The organism is Roseofilum acuticapitatum BLCC-M154 (assembly GCF_030068475.1).
Taxonomy (GTDB): Bacteria; Cyanobacteriota; Cyanobacteriia; order Cyanobacteriales; family Desertifilaceae; genus Roseofilum; species Roseofilum acuticapitatum.
Map to the genome: position 1 here is coordinate 1 of NZ_JAQOSP010000123.1, position 14,948 is coordinate 14,948.

A 14,948-nucleotide genomic window follows, 5' to 3' on the forward strand; every position below is an offset into this window, starting at 1 on the left:
ATGAAAATTTGTTAAGAAGCGGGCAAGATGCCCGCACTCCTCGAATTCTTTGATATGACTGGAGTGGGAGCATCTTGCTCCCTGGATTTTTAATTAGGGTATTTCCGCTTCGCGGACATGAATAAGCGAACTTGATATCACTAGACTTGCATTCATTTAACCTCACTAACCCAATCCAAAATAAAACAAGTCTGCTCTACTGAACAGACTTGTGATTTGAGAGAATCAATGGACACCACACAAGCAGAGAAATAGAAATCAACTGGCGATGTATTCGCGCATATCTGCTTTCCGCTTGCGTAACTTACCCAGAGCTTCCCGTTCAATCTGACGGACACGCTCACGACTGATATTAAGCCGATCGCCGATTTTAGCTAAGGTCATCGATTGACCCGTTTCTAACCCAAACCGCAAAGATAAAACTTGCTGTTGTTGGGGGGTTAAATCAGCCATCATTTGCTCTAATTCAGCTCGCAGAGAAGTATTCATCGTGAAATCCTCTGGAGATGGCCCAGTATCTTCTAAAAGCTCTCCTAATTCTGTATCCTGGTTATCTCCCACACGCAAATCTAGGGATAAAGGAAGGCGAGAGCGCTCTAAATATTCCCGCACTTGTTTGGGAGTTAAATCCAACTCTTCTGCTAACTCATTAATGGTTGCCGATCGCCCCAAAGTTTGGGATAATTGCCGTTGAGCTTTCTTAATCTTATTCAGTTTTTCTGTAATATGAATGGGTAGCCGAATGGTGCGTCCTTTTTCGGCGATCGCCCGTGTAATCGCTTGGCGAATCCACCAATAGGCATAAGTGGAGAACCGATAACCCTTGGTGGGGTCAAACTTCTCTACCCCCCTTTGCATTCCAATGGTTCCCTCTTGAATCAAATCCAACAAGTCTACATTGCGTTTAATATACTTTTTCGCCACCGAGACGACCAGACGCAGATTTGCTTCTACCATCTTCCGCTTGGCACGTTCTCCCTGGGCGATTGACCTCCTCAACTCTTGCACAGAAATTTCCGCCATCTTAGCCCATTCCTCTAGACTAGGTTCGCGGCCAATTTCCTTAGCCAATACTTCCTTCTTTTCCTGAAGATCAGTTAAACACTTCACTCGCTTACCCAAGGTAATTTCCTCTTCATGAGTCAGGAGAGGAACACGGCCAATTTCGCGAAGATAAGCACGAACGGGATCGGTGGGATTTTGGGCGGTTTTCATAGGTCTGCGTCTTGGGTTGACAACAATGGAAAGCTAGTTCAAAAACTAGGAAACAATCGCTCGATGGAGATCGCGCCAGCCATTGGCAAGCCTCATCACCATCGACTCAAGAGAGTTAACTATTAATTCTCATCAGTTCTGACTGGGATAGGAACGGCTTCTGCTTCTGGAGCAGATTCAGATTCCTGTTGGAGCAGTTGCCCAGCAAGGATAAGACCTACAACAGATGTTGCTGTGACTAAAATCAGTTCGCTTGTCATTGTCATTATCTACCGGAATTCTATTATGTTAAGTATTGTAACATTCTTTTAAGTTAACGTCTACTGGTTAAGAATTAGTACCTCCATAGGTCTGTAAGCCTACGATTCACCATAGGTTACCCAGGAACTTCATGAAGAAATGCATTGTTTACAACATTTTTGTAAATTTTTTGAGAAAAAAACCCCATAGACCTTGATATAGCGTTCTTAGAGCCAGTTGCATCACTCAAAATCTATGGGGTGGTAGGTACAGACAGAGGGAAGGAGAAGCCAATACTATCCATAAGAACTCGGTATTAGCCCCTCCTACAATTCCCGCGCAAGGCTAACCCTGGATGTAGTCCTGCAACGCCTTCACCTCCAGTTCAGCCCCCTGCAAAGACCGAATCGCCTCCACCGTTGCCCGCGCCCCTGCAATCGTCGTGATAATCGGCAACTTATACGTCAGAGCCGATCGCCGAAGCAACTGGCCATCTGCCTGGGCTTCCTCCCCCGAAGGCGTATTCACAATCAACTGGATGCGCCCATTCTTAATCTCATCGAGGACATTCGGGCGACCCTCATGGAGTTTATAGACCCGCTCTATCGGCTCCAGCCCATGCTCGATCAAGCACCGGCGCGTCCCCTCCGTCGCCATCACCGTGAAACCCAACTCCATGAACTGGGCAACCGATCCTGCCACCTGTTCCTTGTCCCGATCGCTCAAACTGACGAACACGCAACCGGAGAGGGGCAGCCGCACCCCCGCCCCAATCTCTGCCTTAGCAAACGCCTGGGCAAACGAGGAGTCTATCCCCATCACCTCCCCGGTCGAGCGCATCTCTGGCCCAAGGAGAGTATCGGAGCCGGGGAACTTCTCGAAGGGCAAAACCGCTTCCTTCACCGACACCTGGGGGGGGATAATCTCCTCGGTCAGCCCCACCTGAGCCAGGGTTTGCCCCGCCATCAGCAAACTGGCTAACTTCGCCAAAGGTTTGCCCGTCGCCTTCGAGACAAAGGGAACCGTCCTTGATGCCCTCGGATTCGCCTCCAGGATATAGACCACCTCCTGCTGCACGGCGAACTGAATATTCATCAGCCCCACCACCTGCAACGCTCCTGCCAGGGCGGCTGTCTGCTCCCGAATCTCGCCCAGGACACTCGGCGAGAGGGTGAAAGGGGGAATGGCACAGGCAGAGTCTCCCGAATGCACCCCCGCCTGTTCGATATGCTCCATGATGCCCCCGATCGCCACTTCACCGGTGCGATCGCCGAGGGCATCCACATCTACCTCGATCGCCCCTTCCAAAAACTGGTCGATCAAAATCGGGTGGTCTGGCTCCACCAGGACTGCCGTTTGCATGTAGCGCTCCAGGTCAGCGTCGGAATAGACAATCTCCATCGCCCTTCCCCCTAGCACATAGGAGGGGCGCACCACCACCGGATAGCCAATGCGCCCCGCTATGGCGATCGCCTCCCGTGAAGAGCGTGCCATCCCATTGTCCGGTTGGCGGATGCCCAACTGTTGGCAAATAGCCTCAAAGCGCTCCCGGTCTTCGGCTGCGTCAATGGAGTCTGGGGATGTGCCCCAAATCTGGGTCTTGGGATAGGATTCGAGCTGCTGTGCTAGGGGAAGTGTCAACTTCAGGGGAGTCTGCCCCCCAAACTGAACGATGATCCCCTCTGGCTCCTGGGACTCCACAATGTTCAGTACATCCTCCAGGGTCAGAGGCTCAAAGAATAGGCGATCGCTCGTATCGTAGTCGGTCGAAACGGTCTCCGGATTCGAGTTCACCATAATCGTCTCGAACCCGGCCTCAGACAGGGCAAAACTGGCATGACAGCAGCAGTAGTCAAACTCAATCCCCTGACCAATCCGGTTGGGCCCCCCACCGAGAATCATCACCTTGCGCCGCTCTGAAGGCATGACCTCATTTTCCCCCTGCTCATAGGTGGAGTAGTGATAGGGCGTGAACGACTCGAACTCCGCCGCGCAGGTGTCCACCGTCTTATACACGGGCACAACTCCCAGTTCCTTGCGCCTGGTGCGTACTGCCTGCTCGTTCGTGCCGGTGGCAAAAGCAATTTGGCGATCGCTAAATCCCAACTGCTTCACTTCCCGCATCTGCTGGGCGCTCAGACTCAACAAGGGAGTGCGCTTCATTCGCCGCTCGGCCGCCAAAATCTCCTCGAACTGGTGCAAAAACCAAGGGTCAATCCCCGTCAGCTCATAAATCTCTTCTACACCCATGCCTGCCATCAACCCCTGGCGCACGGTGAAAATCCGATCCGGACTCGGTTGGCGCAACCCCTGGCGCAGGGAGTCTAAAGCGGGCAACACTTCCTGGCGATCGCAGCCCCATCCCGCTCTGCCCGTCTCCAGAGACCTCAGAGCTTTCTGGAACGACTCGGCAAATGTGCGCCCAATGGCCATGGCTTCCCCCACCGACTTCATCTGGGTGGTCAAAATGGCGGGAGTGCCGGCAAACTTCTCGAAGGCAAACCGGGGAATCTTGGTCACTACATAGTCAATGGTCGGCTCAAAAGATGCGGGAGTCTTCTTCGTAATATCGTTGGGAATCTCCAGAAGGGTATAGCCCACGGCGAGCTTGGCCGCAAATTTGGCGATCGGAAACCCCGTAGCCTTAGAAGCCAGAGCCGAGGAGCGCGACACCCTGGGGTTCATCTCAATCACGATCACCTCCCCATCCACGGGGTTGAGGGCAAACTGGATGTTCGACCCCCCCGTTTCCACCCCAATCTCGCGAATAATCTTGATCGAGGCATCCCGCAACTTCTGATATTCCTTGTCCGTCAGAGTCTGAGCTGGAGCCACCGTAATCGAGTCCCCCGTATGCACGCCCATGGGGTCAATGTTCTCAATGGAACAAATAATCACCACATTGTCCGCCAAGTCTCGCATCACCTCTAGCTCATACTCCTTCCAGCCCATTAGCGATCGCTCAATCAAAATCTGGCGGGTGGGGGAACAGTCCAACCCATACTGAGCCATTTCTTCAAACTCTTCCTGGTTATAGGCAATGCCGCCCCCGGTTCCCCCCAAAGTAAAGGCGGGGCGAATAATCAGGGGATAAGTCCCAATCTCTGATGCTACCTGCTTACACTCTTGGAGGGTGCTGGCAGTCCCCGACGGACAGACCTGCACCCCAATGCGCCCCATGGCTTCTTTGAACAACTGCCGGTCTTCTGCCATCTCGATCGCCCCCAGCTTCGCCCCAATCAGCTCTACCCCATAGCGATCAAGTACCCCCCTTTTCGCCAGCTCCACTGCCAGGTTCAGGGCAGTCTGTCCCCCCATGGTAGGCAAGAGAGCATCGGGACGCTCCTTGGCGATCACCTTCTCGGCGATTTCTGGGGTTAGGGGTTCAATGTAGGTGCGATCGGCTGTCTCTGGGTCAGTCATGATGGTGGCTGGGTTGGAGTTGATCAGCACCACTTCATACCCTTCAGAGCGGAGGGCTTTGCAGGCTTGTACACCGCTATAGTCAAATTCACAGGCTTGACCAATGACGATGGGGCCGGAGCCTAGGAGAAGAATTTTTTTGATATCGTTGCGACGAGGCATAGTTGTTGAGTTCCAAGTGCGAAGAGACAATAATTGCGTTGCCAGTCCCCTGTTGTCTAGGGTCTGCAATGGAGACGAGAGAAAACAGCTTCATGGCCAAAAGCCATTGTACGGGTTTGGGGCGATCGTGCTGTATTTCCTTTAGCTAAATTTTGGTATCCGATCTATTAAGAGCGGGGATCATTGCTACTTATTGTCTGTAGACTTATCGTCATCTTTTATGGGAGCTTCCCAAGTTATGAATGATAAAGATCCAAGATATATATTAGGTAATAATGTTCGCAATCTTCGTCAAAAGCTTGGCATATCTCAAGAAAAGCTTGCTGAGGCTTGTGGATTACATCGAACCTATATTGGTGCTGTGGAGCGGGGTGAACGGAATATTAGTCTTTTGAACATTGTTATTCTAGCTCGTGCGCTCAAGGTTAAACCGGCTGACCTTTTCGAGGGGCTGTCCTGATGGATTCTCCCTATACTGGTCTATCTGTCAACCAATGGCTGAATGTTACGCAAACGCTGGTTGATGATCATCCTCTGGATTCGCAAGAAATAGTCGAGGTGGTTTTGTCATCTTGGCAATCAATTTTTGATTCTAAGCTGGGAACTCAAGGTTTCCAATGATTAGATTTGGATGGTTGGATGCTAGGGATTGGATGGGACAAAAAGCATCAACTGGTCAACAATCAAGACTCTCAGCAGATGTAGAAAATTATAAGCTTATGAAAATTTATCAAAAAAGTTAGAATAAAGATCCTTGAGTATAAGTAAATAAATTTTGTTTTTCTTTTTGAAAATTTTGGAATCTTTCAACAGCTATTTTACAATAGTCTTGTCTGATTTCAAACCCTATTACTCAATAATATTTGATCGTGCAACTGCGATCGCCGTTAGCCATCGCCTTTGTGAGTCAAAGGGTGGTGGAAATGGCTTGTACGGGACAGGTGGGGATACATTGCTCGCAGACGACACAGCGCGATCGCATGAAGGTTAGCTTAAAGGTGTCTGGATCGAGGGTGAGCGCTTGGGTGGGACAAACTCCGGTACAGAGTCCACAATGGACACAGGTTTCTTCATTGACGATAATCTCGCTGGTGGCTTGAGAGACTTCGATATTCTGCGATCGCATCCATTCGATGCAATCTTCAAGTTGATCGATGTCTCCAGAGAGTTCTAGCACTAGCTTTCCCACTTGATTAGGAGCAACTTGAGCGCGAATAATATTGGCAGCCACATTAAAATCTTTGGCTAAACGGTAGGTAACCGGCATTCTTACCCAACGCTGGGTAAAGGTAAGGGTGACTCGTTTTTTCAAGCTTGACTGCCCCCTGATTTGGTAGAATTTGACTGCTTATATGTGATAGCAATTTCCTTTAAACTCTACCATTTCTAATCTCTTATGGCGATCGCAATCGATTTTGGTACGTCTAACACGGTTATTAGCCGTTGGAATTCGGTAACCCAAACAGCAGAAACGGTTAAGGTTACTGGATATTCAGTCTCTCAGGCTAATAACCCTCCCCTGATTCCTAGTCTGGTTTATGTAGAAAATGCTCAGTTAGAACAAGTGGTGATTGGCCAAACCGTGCGCGATCGCGGTTTGGATCTGGCTCAAGATACGCGATTTTTTAGCCATTTTAAGCGGGGGATTGGCACACCCATTCAAGGTTTTTTGCCCCAACTCGATGGAGTAACCATTCGCTTTGAACAAATTGGGACTTGGTTCCTGAACCATTTGCTCAAGGAAATTAATCTGGAAGAGTCTCTGATTGTAACTGTACCGGTAGATAGTTTTGAAACCTATCGCCATTGGTTAGGGCAAGTGTGTCAAACTTGGTCAGTGGATAAGGTGAGAATTATTGATGAACCTACGGCTGCTGCTTTAGGGTATGGTGTGGGGGATCAAAATTTAGTTTTAGTGGTGGATTTTGGTGGCGGAACCTTAGATTTATCTTTGGTACAATTGAAGGGTAATGAAGTCAAAAGTGAAAATAGATCGGATAATCCTCTAGGGTTTGTTCTGAAATGGGGTGAAAAATCCTTTGCAGAAAAATCGAGCCAACAGGCCAAAATCGCACAGGTTATTGCTAAAGCAGGCTTAAATTTAGGAGGGTCTGATTTAGACCATTGGATTACGGATGAATTGATTGCTCAGTATGGCTTGATTCAATCTTTGTCTTTAACTCGATTAGCGGAAAAATTAAAAATTCAGTTGTCCTCTCGTCCTACGGCGACGGAGGTTTATTTTGACCGAAGTTCTTTAGAAAGTTATGATTTGAAACTGACTCGTAAACAGTTTCAATCGATTTTAGAAGACCGTAATTTTTTTAGTCAGCTTGATGCGATTATGGATCAAGTTCTGCAACAGGCAGCCCGTCAAGGGGTGAATAAATCCCAAATTGATTCGGTGTTACTGGTGGGTGGAACTTGCCAAATTCCGGCGGTGCAAGATTGGGTGAAGGGTTATTTTGATGAAAAACAGGTACGTTGTGATAAACCCTTTGAGGCGATCGCCCATGGTGCGCTGCAATTGGTTCAAGGGATTGAGTTGAAAGATTTTCTCTATCATAGCTATGGGATTCGCTATTGGAATCGACGGACTAAATCCCATGGTTGGCATCCGATTATACAGGAAGGACAAGCCTATCCCATGTCTAAACCGGTTGAGTTAATGTTAGGGGCTTCTGGGGAAAATCAACCGAGAATTGAGTTGGTTTTGGGAGAATTGGGCGCAGAAAGGGGGGGCACGGAAATCTATTTTGATGGCGATCGCCTGATTACCCGTATTTTGAGCGGTGATAAGCGATCGGTAACTCCGCTCAATGATACTGAAAGTGCCCGTACTATTGCTAATTTAAATCCTCCGGGAATTCCTGGGAATGACCGCATTAGGGTGCTGTTTCAAGTGGATGGAGAGCGATTTTTAAGGATTACGGTGGATGATTTGCTAACCAATCAAACTTTGCTTAATAATCAAGTGGTGGTTCAATTAAGCTAGGTTTAGGTAATGGGTAATCGAGACAACATTAAACTTTTAGTCCTAGATATCGATGGGACGATCGCCGGTTCATCGAATCAAGTCCGTCAACCAGTGATAGAGGCGATCGCCCAAGTCCAAGATCGGGGAATTTTAGTCACTGTTGCTACAGGGCGCATGTTCTGCTCGGCTTTACGCTTCTATGAGGCAATCGGTGGGAGCTTGCCCCTAATTTGCTATAATGGAGCCTTAATTCAAGACCCCAAAACGAACGAAGTTCACCAGCATTTTCCCGTCCCTATTCCCTTAGCAAGCCAAATTCTTGACGTTCTAGAGCAATCTCCTTATCGAAATAAAATCACCATTCATTTCTATATTGATGATTGTTTGTATGTGGGAGATATGGGAGAAGATACCCGCAAGTATTTAGAGCGTACTTCTGCACCCGTTAAAGTGGTGGCTAATTTAAGGGAATTGCTAAGTGTGGAACCGACGAAAATTTTAGCCCTGAGTGAAAATCTGGACTTAATTGATGAGCTTGCGGCAGATTTATGCGTCACTTTTACTCAAGATCAACTGCATTTTACTAAGTCTACACCGACGTTTTTCGAGATCACCCATCCTCAAGCGAACAAGGGGTTAGCGGTGCAATACTTAGCAGAAACTTTGTTGGGCTTGAAAGCAGAAAATGTGATGGCGATCGGCGATAATTTTAATGATTTAGAAATGCTCAAGTATGCTGGGATTGGTATTGCTATGGGTAATGCTCCTGTGGCAGTGCAAAAAATTGCCAATTGGATCGCCCCCTCGATAGAGGAGGATGGTGTGGTTACGGCTTTAACTAAGTTTTTGGTAACCGATCACTAATGGAGTACAGTATCATTGAGATAAAGCAATTTTCGCTGCTATGCGGTACATTTTGATCCCCCCAACCCCCCTTAAAAAGGGGGGCAGTAAAAGTCCCCCTTTTTGAAGGGGGATTTAGGGAGATGAACACCTTTGAGATCGCTGTGATGCTCTATTTAATCATTGACTTTGACTCTAGGGGAGCATCGAGAACCTTGGCAATGCGATCGCGGGTTTTTTCTAGATGGGCTTTTGTATAAGTGTCCAAACCTCTTCCCTGTCGGCGCAAGGTGCGATCGATTTGGTCTTCCAATTCCCGTAGGTTATACCAAGCTAGGGTAACTGCATCTTCGGGAACTCTCACTTGTCGTAAGCTCATCCGGCTCAAGACTTCCACATATTCCCGTTGCAGAGCGCGACGGATACTCGAAAGGTTAGCAATATCGCCATCTTTCACTTCCGTCCAAACGCTCTCTTGCAGGGTGCTGAAGAGTTCCGGTAATCTGAAAACTTCTTCTGTAGAATCGGTTTTTAGCTCCAGATCTTGCAGACGGGATAGACGGGTCGGAGAGAGTAGAGAGCGTAAGACGACTTGCTGTAGAAAGAGGAGGCGATCGCTAATCGGATAATCCAACTCAAATAAGTCCGGGAATGCCCCCCAATGAGACCAACGAGAGGGGGCTAATTGATTCAGCAAGTGGGGTGAAAACTGAAAAGCGTCTGCGGAAAACACATACTGGTTTATCGCCCCTAATGCCGCTCTTTGCTCCTCTGCCGCTAGGGGTTGAAAGGGGAGTCCCCCATTGGGATCGCCCGCATAATGGCGATTAAAGGATTGTCCCCCCACATAGAGGGTCAAATTCATGGCATTGCGGAAATAGTAGAAAAACACGGTATCGAATAAATCGCGCATTTCGCTAAAGCTTTCACCGGGAGCTGGCGATCGCCGATTCAGTCGAGACCACATCGCTTGGGCGTTTTCCAACTGCCATTGGGCATAGGTGAGCGGATCATTACTGAGATCGAAAGTATTCACCGCCGGATCGAGACGACTGATGTAATCCTCATCTGTACCATAGGCCAATTCTGGTTCGGCGGCTCGTTGGGCAATTTGGCGTAATTCTCGCAATTCTGCTTCTGGAGAAACTGCATTGAGGGGCTTATAGCCATATTCGATCGCCCAAATATCATAGGGCCCTAATTTGGTCGAGAAATAATCCCCTTGCGGTTTTCCGGGAGGAGCTAAATTAGGCGATACATAATCCATAACTGACCCCACCATACCCAAGGTGCGCGTAATTTCTGGGTTTTGTAATTCTTCGGGACTCAGGAGGGTACTGCCATGGAAATTATGCCGTAATCCGAGAGTATGACCGACTTCATGGGCGACTAAAAAACGAATGAATTGTTGTACATAATCCTCCATTTCTGTGCTACTAGGTAACACATTTTGGGTCAAAGAAAGGGAGGTGGCTCCGATCGCCAATTGCCGGTTAAACTCTTTGGCAAAACACACATCCCGGTCTAACAGAGAGTTTGCTAAAGGAAACCCAGACAGGCGATCTTTTTTCGCTTCCGACTCTTCCGACAGGTCAACCCCCCGTAAATAACTGTTTTCTAGGGTATCTTGGCAAAAAGTTTGCAATAAACTCTGTTGTTGTCCCCCCCCTGCGTCAGGATTAACCAGGGTTTGATATTGGCCTTTGATCAATCGCACCACATTGGCATCAATCAAAATATCCGCATCTAAAATTTCCCCAGTTAGGGGGTTGGTTCGAGAAGGGCCAATGCCATAAAACATGGGTTCAAAGGAACTCGACCAGCGCACCACATTGTAGCGAATATCCGCCGGAGTCCAGTCCGCATTATCGGGCATTTGTCGCACTTCGATTGCCTGGGGTAATCCCGCTTGGGCAAAGGCTTCATTCCACATGAGAATCCCTTCTTTTACCGCCTCGCGATATTCCAGGGGAACGGTATTTTCGATCCAAAAGACTAAGGGTTTTCCCGGTTCGATGTTCCAGCGATTAATGTAGCGGACGAAGGGATCGCGGCGATCGCTATTGGAAAAATTCTTATAAGCAGTTACAAAATAACCGATGCGCTCATCCGCTAACCGAGGACGATAGTCATGGTTGGGTAAGGAGGAGAAACTATAATGCACTGCTAAATTAAAAGCGCGGCTATCGGGTAAGCTGGGCAAGCTGATGAAACCTCCCCCACTAAACCCATATAGAGCTTCAATTTCCAGATTTTCGGGAAAATTTTCCACTTCAGTAATATAGGAATTATCGGCAGATACTGAATAAGCTCCATTGAGCAAATAGGGCAAAAACGTAGATAAACCACTGAGATCACCTTCTCCCATGACCAGATCGGTTGCATCAATCAGTAGAGATTTCCGTTCTGGGTGAATACCTTCAATCTTTAAGGAATAGAGAACTGAATCACTAAAGCCTTCATTGAGCGATCGCGCTAGAGGGTCGCCGGGATCGGTGCGAAAATTGGTTTGGGGAACCACAAATTGCACCCGGTCTTGTACCTTCCGCAACTGAAATAACACCTCGCCTATGGGCATTCCATTTAATAAAAAGCCTTCGCCAATGCCACTCGATAGGGTCATCACGCACAAGAAATTTCGGTTCAGTTGTTCGGGGGCAATTTCTAAATAGATATTTTCCTTATCTTCAGTTTTATAGAGAGTAAATAATCCATCCTGTTTCTGAGTTCCAGAAATTAAATCCTCAAAGGATTTAGGGGATTTAGACTCTGAGGATTCTTCAGATTTAACCCAATCTTGAAGGGTTTGGGAAACATCTACCACAGGTGTAACGGGTAGATCCACGATTGTCCCCCAACTGGGCCAGATGGTTACTGCCAGAAATCCCAGAATTAAACAGGCAATTAGATATAGTTTTTTCATACCCCGATCCAATAGTTAAGCTTTGTTTTCGATCCCCCTAAATCCCCCTTAGAAAGGGGGACTTTCTTAATTTTCCCCCTCTTAATAAGGAAGACTTTACTTAATTTCCCCCCTTTTTTAAGGGGGGTAAGAGGGGATCAAGATGTCTGATGCCCCATTACCCATTCATGTCCGCTTGCCGAAACTTGGTAGAGTCCCCAAATGGCCATTGCTCGCAAATAATGGCTGGCGCGAAAGGTTCCGGCTGCGGTAAGGGCTTCTGGGGTGCGAAATTGCAAACCATGGGTATAGATTTGATTGACCACGGCTTCTGCTATGGTCAAGGCTTCGGCTTTCATTCCCTGTTGTAACATAAATGCGGCTAAACCAAAGTTAATTCCTGTCCAAATTTCTAGGGGATGGGTGGCGTTGGGGTTTTCGGGCGAGCCATCGGGGTTAACGCCATTGGCTACACCGAGGGCAGCGCCATCTGGGTTTTGGGTCTGGTTAAAGAGGGTAAAACAGGTGTGATAGATGGTTTCTAGGCTGGTCTGGGTGCAGTCTTCTGGCACGATAGACGGTAAATTTAACAACTGGGCATAAAATTGACCGCAGAGCTGATCGGCCATGACTACTTTGGAGTTACTTTCACTGTCGAGGTTATAGTATTGGCCATTCCAAAGCATTTTTTGATACAGTGGCTTAGACTGCGTTAACCAGGTTGACCATTGCTCAATCTGAGCTTGAAGATCGGCAGAAGGCCAATTTTGAGACTGTTGTAGTCGTTGTCCGATCGCGATCGCCGCCTCCAAAGCCGCCAACCATAATCCCCCACAATAGGCGCTAATGCCCTTGAGTTGCCAGTCATCAAAGGTTTGGTCGGGCGCTCCTGAGTTTTCGGGAATGCCATCCCCGTCTCGATCAAAGGTTTTCAGATAATCCAGGGTTTCGACAACCGCTCCCCAGCAGTCCTGTAAAAACTCCAGATCTTCGGCTCCTGTCCAGAGAAAATACCGATAGACTTGCAGAACAAAATCACAGCCCAAATCTTTCCACAGGTTGCAGTCTTGATAGCTGGTGTAATTGGTTTTTTCCCAGGGATGTTCGTTGGGAGCGCCTAAATCGTGGGGGGTGGCGCTGGCAATTTTACGCACGGCTTGGGCTTGATTGTAGCCAATTATTCGGGGGGTATTGTCTCCTTGAGGAATGGCGCGAGCGAAGGCTAACATCACCGATTTTTCGAGTTTGGGCCACAAGAGGGTGAGGGCAAATCCGCCATAAAGCCGCACGTCTAAGCTTTCATACCAGCGATAGTCTAGGCATTCAAGTACGCCAAATTGGCCAATGGGGTCGTTTTCTGTGCCTGCTGTCCAGAGGGTTCCGCCATCGGTGAGCAGGTAGAGTTCATTAAAGAGGGCCATTTTGAGGGTTTCGGGAAAGCCGCGATCGCCTAAAATCGGTTTGCGCCATTCATTAATAGCTTCTTTCCAAGTATCAGAATGTTTCAGTGCCGTGCGTACCATTGACCAGGCATTTTTACCATTGCGGCCGAAAAAGTCAGTATAGCGGCGATAGTATTGGATGGCTTGACCGGCGGTTTCTTCTCCTGTTGAGGGTAATTGCCCTGAAAAGTCACTGCTCTTTTGCGTATAGCCAAATTCGGTAACGGGGAAGTCCCAAGCCAGGATAAAGGGGATCTTGCGGCTGCGTCCGGGGCGGAGGGTAAAGCGGACGGCGATCGCACAAGCAAGCCGTTCCCCGGATGCGGCTGGACTTTCATCTTCTGAGTCTGACAAAGACCCATCGCTGGCAAAGGGCGACCACACCGCATCCCCATTACTGGTGGGGTTCCAACGGGTATGGTAAAACACTTCGACCGCCGGGTTCGCAATAGTGGCGATCGCCCATTGCCCTTCTCCTTCTTCCGGGATCTCATGGGTACTCAACTGACTCATGAGGCAGCCCACGCGAAAGTTATTTTCGATCCACCGGTTATAGTTATCCGTGCTTTCCCCCCATCGAGGTTGATACTCATACACTGGCGATCCATCATCCCGAACCTTTATTTTTGGGGTTTTGATGGCATTGGTAAACCAACCGACTGTATTTTCCCAGGTGAGCATAATGCTCAGGGTGAGGGGCTTATCTGTGGGGTTATGGGCAGTCCATTCAAAGATAGCCAGAGGATAGCTCGTTTCTTGATAATTGTGGGGGATGACGGGGGAAAATTGCTCGCATAGGAGTTGGGCATTGTAAACCCCTTGGTAGTGATACCAGCTTTGCGGATAAAGAGCGCTATAGGTTCCCGTTTGTTGGATGGCACTGGTGGGGGGATACCACTGCCAACTGCTTAGAGTTCCGTCTGTGGGGGGTTGGGTACTGAGGGCATAGGTTTTGCTGCGTCCGTCGTCTGTTTGTTCAAAGACGCTGAATTGACAAGCGGGTAGGGTTTTGAAGATATGTTCTCCCCCGTCAATATGCCAGAGGTTAAAGTCTCCCCTGGGCGATCGCCCGATACATCCTGCACCTAAGCCACCAAGGGGCATTCCATGCCAAGGGCCATCATCTAAATTGGAAGCATAACGCACGGTGTAAGGGTTATCCCACCCTAAACCAAGGGGGCGTTGCCATGCACAGGAAGGAATCTGGGGTTGAAAGGGTTGATTGGTCATAGGGTTTATTTTACAGGTCTCGGCGCGATAGTAGGGCGATTCTCCACGTGCCGAGGACAAAGGAGAAACAGGGCTGATCCCCCACAGGAATCAGCAGTTTGGCCACAGGTAAGTGCCCCAAGGGAGCCTCAAGGCTAAAGGTGAGTTGATCGTAATTTAACCAGACTTCTGGCGATCTCCACCCCACTTTTTCCCCAAACTCAGCATAGTTCTGATGGCTGAGGTTCCAGATCTGCTGTTGGATCGTAAAGCCAAAATGACAGTGGCTATGTTCTCTCCACAGGCGATCGAGCTGTTGTAGATCTGAGGATGGAATGGCTAGAGCATGGGATTTTCTGATGTAGCCTTCTGAAGTGCGATCGCTTAACTGCAACAGGATTCTACCGGTTTCTGTGTCTGCCTCTTCCCACTTTTGTCGCAGCAGCAGATGTTCTAGGGTCTTATACGTCGAGTTACGAGGATTGAGTGTTTTCATTGGTGTATTTTTCCTCATTTTTTCCCTTAGATTTATAAT

At 48.5% G+C, this 14,948-nt stretch carries 12 protein-coding genes; 5 read left to right on the forward strand and 7 right to left on the reverse strand.

The features are described from left to right. Window positions 1–258 precede the first annotated feature (258 nt). The 3 genes from PMG71_RS19635 to carB all read right to left on the reverse strand — a co-directional run bounded on the left by PMG71_RS19635 (window position 259) and on the right by carB (window position 5,040). Window positions 259–1,215, reverse strand: a complete 957-nt coding sequence (locus tag PMG71_RS19635; protein WP_283755416.1) for an RNA polymerase sigma factor, RpoD/SigA family — start codon at window positions 1,213–1,215, stop codon at window positions 259–261. A 122-nt stretch (window positions 1,216–1,337) separates the two neighbouring features. Continuing rightward, window positions 1,338–1,481, reverse strand: coding sequence for a hypothetical protein (locus PMG71_RS19640; RefSeq protein ID WP_283755417.1), 144 nt, complete (start codon window positions 1,479–1,481; stop codon window positions 1,338–1,340). A 319-nt stretch (window positions 1,482–1,800) separates the two neighbouring features. Beyond that, window positions 1,801–5,040, reverse strand: coding sequence for a carbamoyl-phosphate synthase large subunit (carB, locus tag PMG71_RS19645; RefSeq protein ID WP_283755418.1), 3,240 nt, complete (start codon window positions 5,038–5,040; stop codon window positions 1,801–1,803). A gap of 238 nt (window positions 5,041–5,278) precedes the next feature. Here carB and PMG71_RS19650 point away from each other — a divergent pair, with 238 nt between their 5' ends. The 3 genes from PMG71_RS19650 to PMG71_RS24035 are packed head-to-tail and all read left to right on the forward strand — an operon-like array spanning window position 5,279 to window position 5,783. Next, window positions 5,279–5,500, forward strand: a complete 222-nt coding sequence (locus PMG71_RS19650) for a helix-turn-helix domain-containing protein (protein WP_283755419.1) — start codon at window positions 5,279–5,281, stop codon at window positions 5,498–5,500. Next, window positions 5,500–5,661 carry a ScaI family restriction endonuclease gene (locus PMG71_RS24030; protein WP_347179344.1) on the forward strand — a complete coding sequence of 54 codons (162 nt, stop codon included), beginning with the start codon at window positions 5,500–5,502 and terminating at the stop codon, window positions 5,659–5,661. Before PMG71_RS19650 ends, PMG71_RS24030 begins: the two co-directional genes overlap by 1 nt. 32 nt (window positions 5,662–5,693) lie before the next feature. Further along, window positions 5,694–5,783 carry a hypothetical protein gene (locus PMG71_RS24035; RefSeq protein WP_347179345.1) on the forward strand — a complete coding sequence of 30 codons (90 nt, stop codon included), beginning with the start codon at window positions 5,694–5,696 and terminating at the stop codon, window positions 5,781–5,783. 164 nt (window positions 5,784–5,947) lie between these two features. Here PMG71_RS24035 and PMG71_RS19655 read toward each other — a convergent pair whose 3' ends face one another. After that, window positions 5,948–6,352, reverse strand: a complete 405-nt coding sequence (locus PMG71_RS19655) for an NIL domain-containing protein (RefSeq protein WP_283755420.1) — start codon at window positions 6,350–6,352, stop codon at window positions 5,948–5,950. An 84-nt stretch (window positions 6,353–6,436) separates the two neighbouring features. Here PMG71_RS19655 and PMG71_RS19660 point away from each other — a divergent pair, with 84 nt between their 5' ends. Both PMG71_RS19660 and PMG71_RS19665 read left to right on the forward strand, forming a co-directional pair. Beyond that, entirely contained in the window at window positions 6,437–8,035 is a 1,599-nt protein-coding gene (locus PMG71_RS19660) for an Hsp70 family protein (RefSeq protein WP_283755421.1), read from the forward strand. Window positions 8,036–8,044: 9 nt separating this feature from the next. Further along, entirely contained in the window at window positions 8,045–8,881 is an 837-nt protein-coding gene (locus tag PMG71_RS19665) for a Cof-type HAD-IIB family hydrolase (protein WP_283755422.1), read from the forward strand. A 151-nt stretch (window positions 8,882–9,032) separates the two neighbouring features. Here the strand turns inward: PMG71_RS19665 and PMG71_RS19670 are convergent, their stop codons facing one another. From PMG71_RS19670 to PMG71_RS19680, 3 genes are all read right to left on the reverse strand, one after another. Continuing rightward, a complete protein-coding gene (locus PMG71_RS19670; protein ID WP_283755423.1) occupies window positions 9,033–11,783 on the reverse strand; it encodes a zinc-dependent metalloprotease in 2,751 nt (916 codons plus the stop codon). Between the two features lie 137 nt (window positions 11,784–11,920). Further along, a complete protein-coding gene (locus tag PMG71_RS19675; RefSeq protein ID WP_283755424.1) occupies window positions 11,921–14,434 on the reverse strand; it encodes a GH116 family glycosyl hydrolase in 2,514 nt (837 codons plus the stop codon). 10 nt (window positions 14,435–14,444) lie between these two features. After that, a complete protein-coding gene (locus tag PMG71_RS19680; RefSeq protein ID WP_283755425.1) occupies window positions 14,445–14,909 on the reverse strand; it encodes a GUN4 domain-containing protein in 465 nt (154 codons plus the stop codon). Window positions 14,910–14,948 lie beyond the last annotated feature (39 nt).

Coding starts and splice junctions, on each gene's coding strand:
- PMG71_RS19635 (WP_283755416.1), bottom strand. CDS start 1,215: ATGAAAACCGCCCAAAATCCCACCGATCCCGTTCGTGCTTATCTTCGC.
- PMG71_RS19640 (WP_283755417.1), bottom strand. CDS start 1,481: ATGACAATGACAAGCGAACTGATTTTAGTCACAGCAACATCTGTTGTA.
- carB (WP_283755418.1), bottom strand. CDS start 5,040: ATGCCTCGTCGCAACGATATCAAAAAAATTCTTCTCCTAGGCTCCGGC.
- PMG71_RS19650 (WP_283755419.1), top strand. CDS start 5,279: ATGAATGATAAAGATCCAAGATATATATTAGGTAATAATGTTCGCAAT.
- PMG71_RS24030 (WP_347179344.1), top strand. CDS start 5,500: ATGGATTCTCCCTATACTGGTCTATCTGTCAACCAATGGCTGAATGTT.
- PMG71_RS24035 (WP_347179345.1), top strand. CDS start 5,694: ATGGGACAAAAAGCATCAACTGGTCAACAATCAAGACTCTCAGCAGAT.
- PMG71_RS19660 (WP_283755421.1), top strand. CDS start 6,437: ATGGCGATCGCAATCGATTTTGGTACGTCTAACACGGTTATTAGCCGT.
- PMG71_RS19665 (WP_283755422.1), top strand. CDS start 8,045: ATGGGTAATCGAGACAACATTAAACTTTTAGTCCTAGATATCGATGGG.
- PMG71_RS19670 (WP_283755423.1), bottom strand. CDS start 11,783: ATGAAAAAACTATATCTAATTGCCTGTTTAATTCTGGGATTTCTGGCA.
- PMG71_RS19675 (WP_283755424.1), bottom strand. CDS start 14,434: ATGACCAATCAACCCTTTCAACCCCAGATTCCTTCCTGTGCATGGCAA.
- PMG71_RS19680 (WP_283755425.1), bottom strand. CDS start 14,909: ATGAAAACACTCAATCCTCGTAACTCGACGTATAAGACCCTAGAACAT.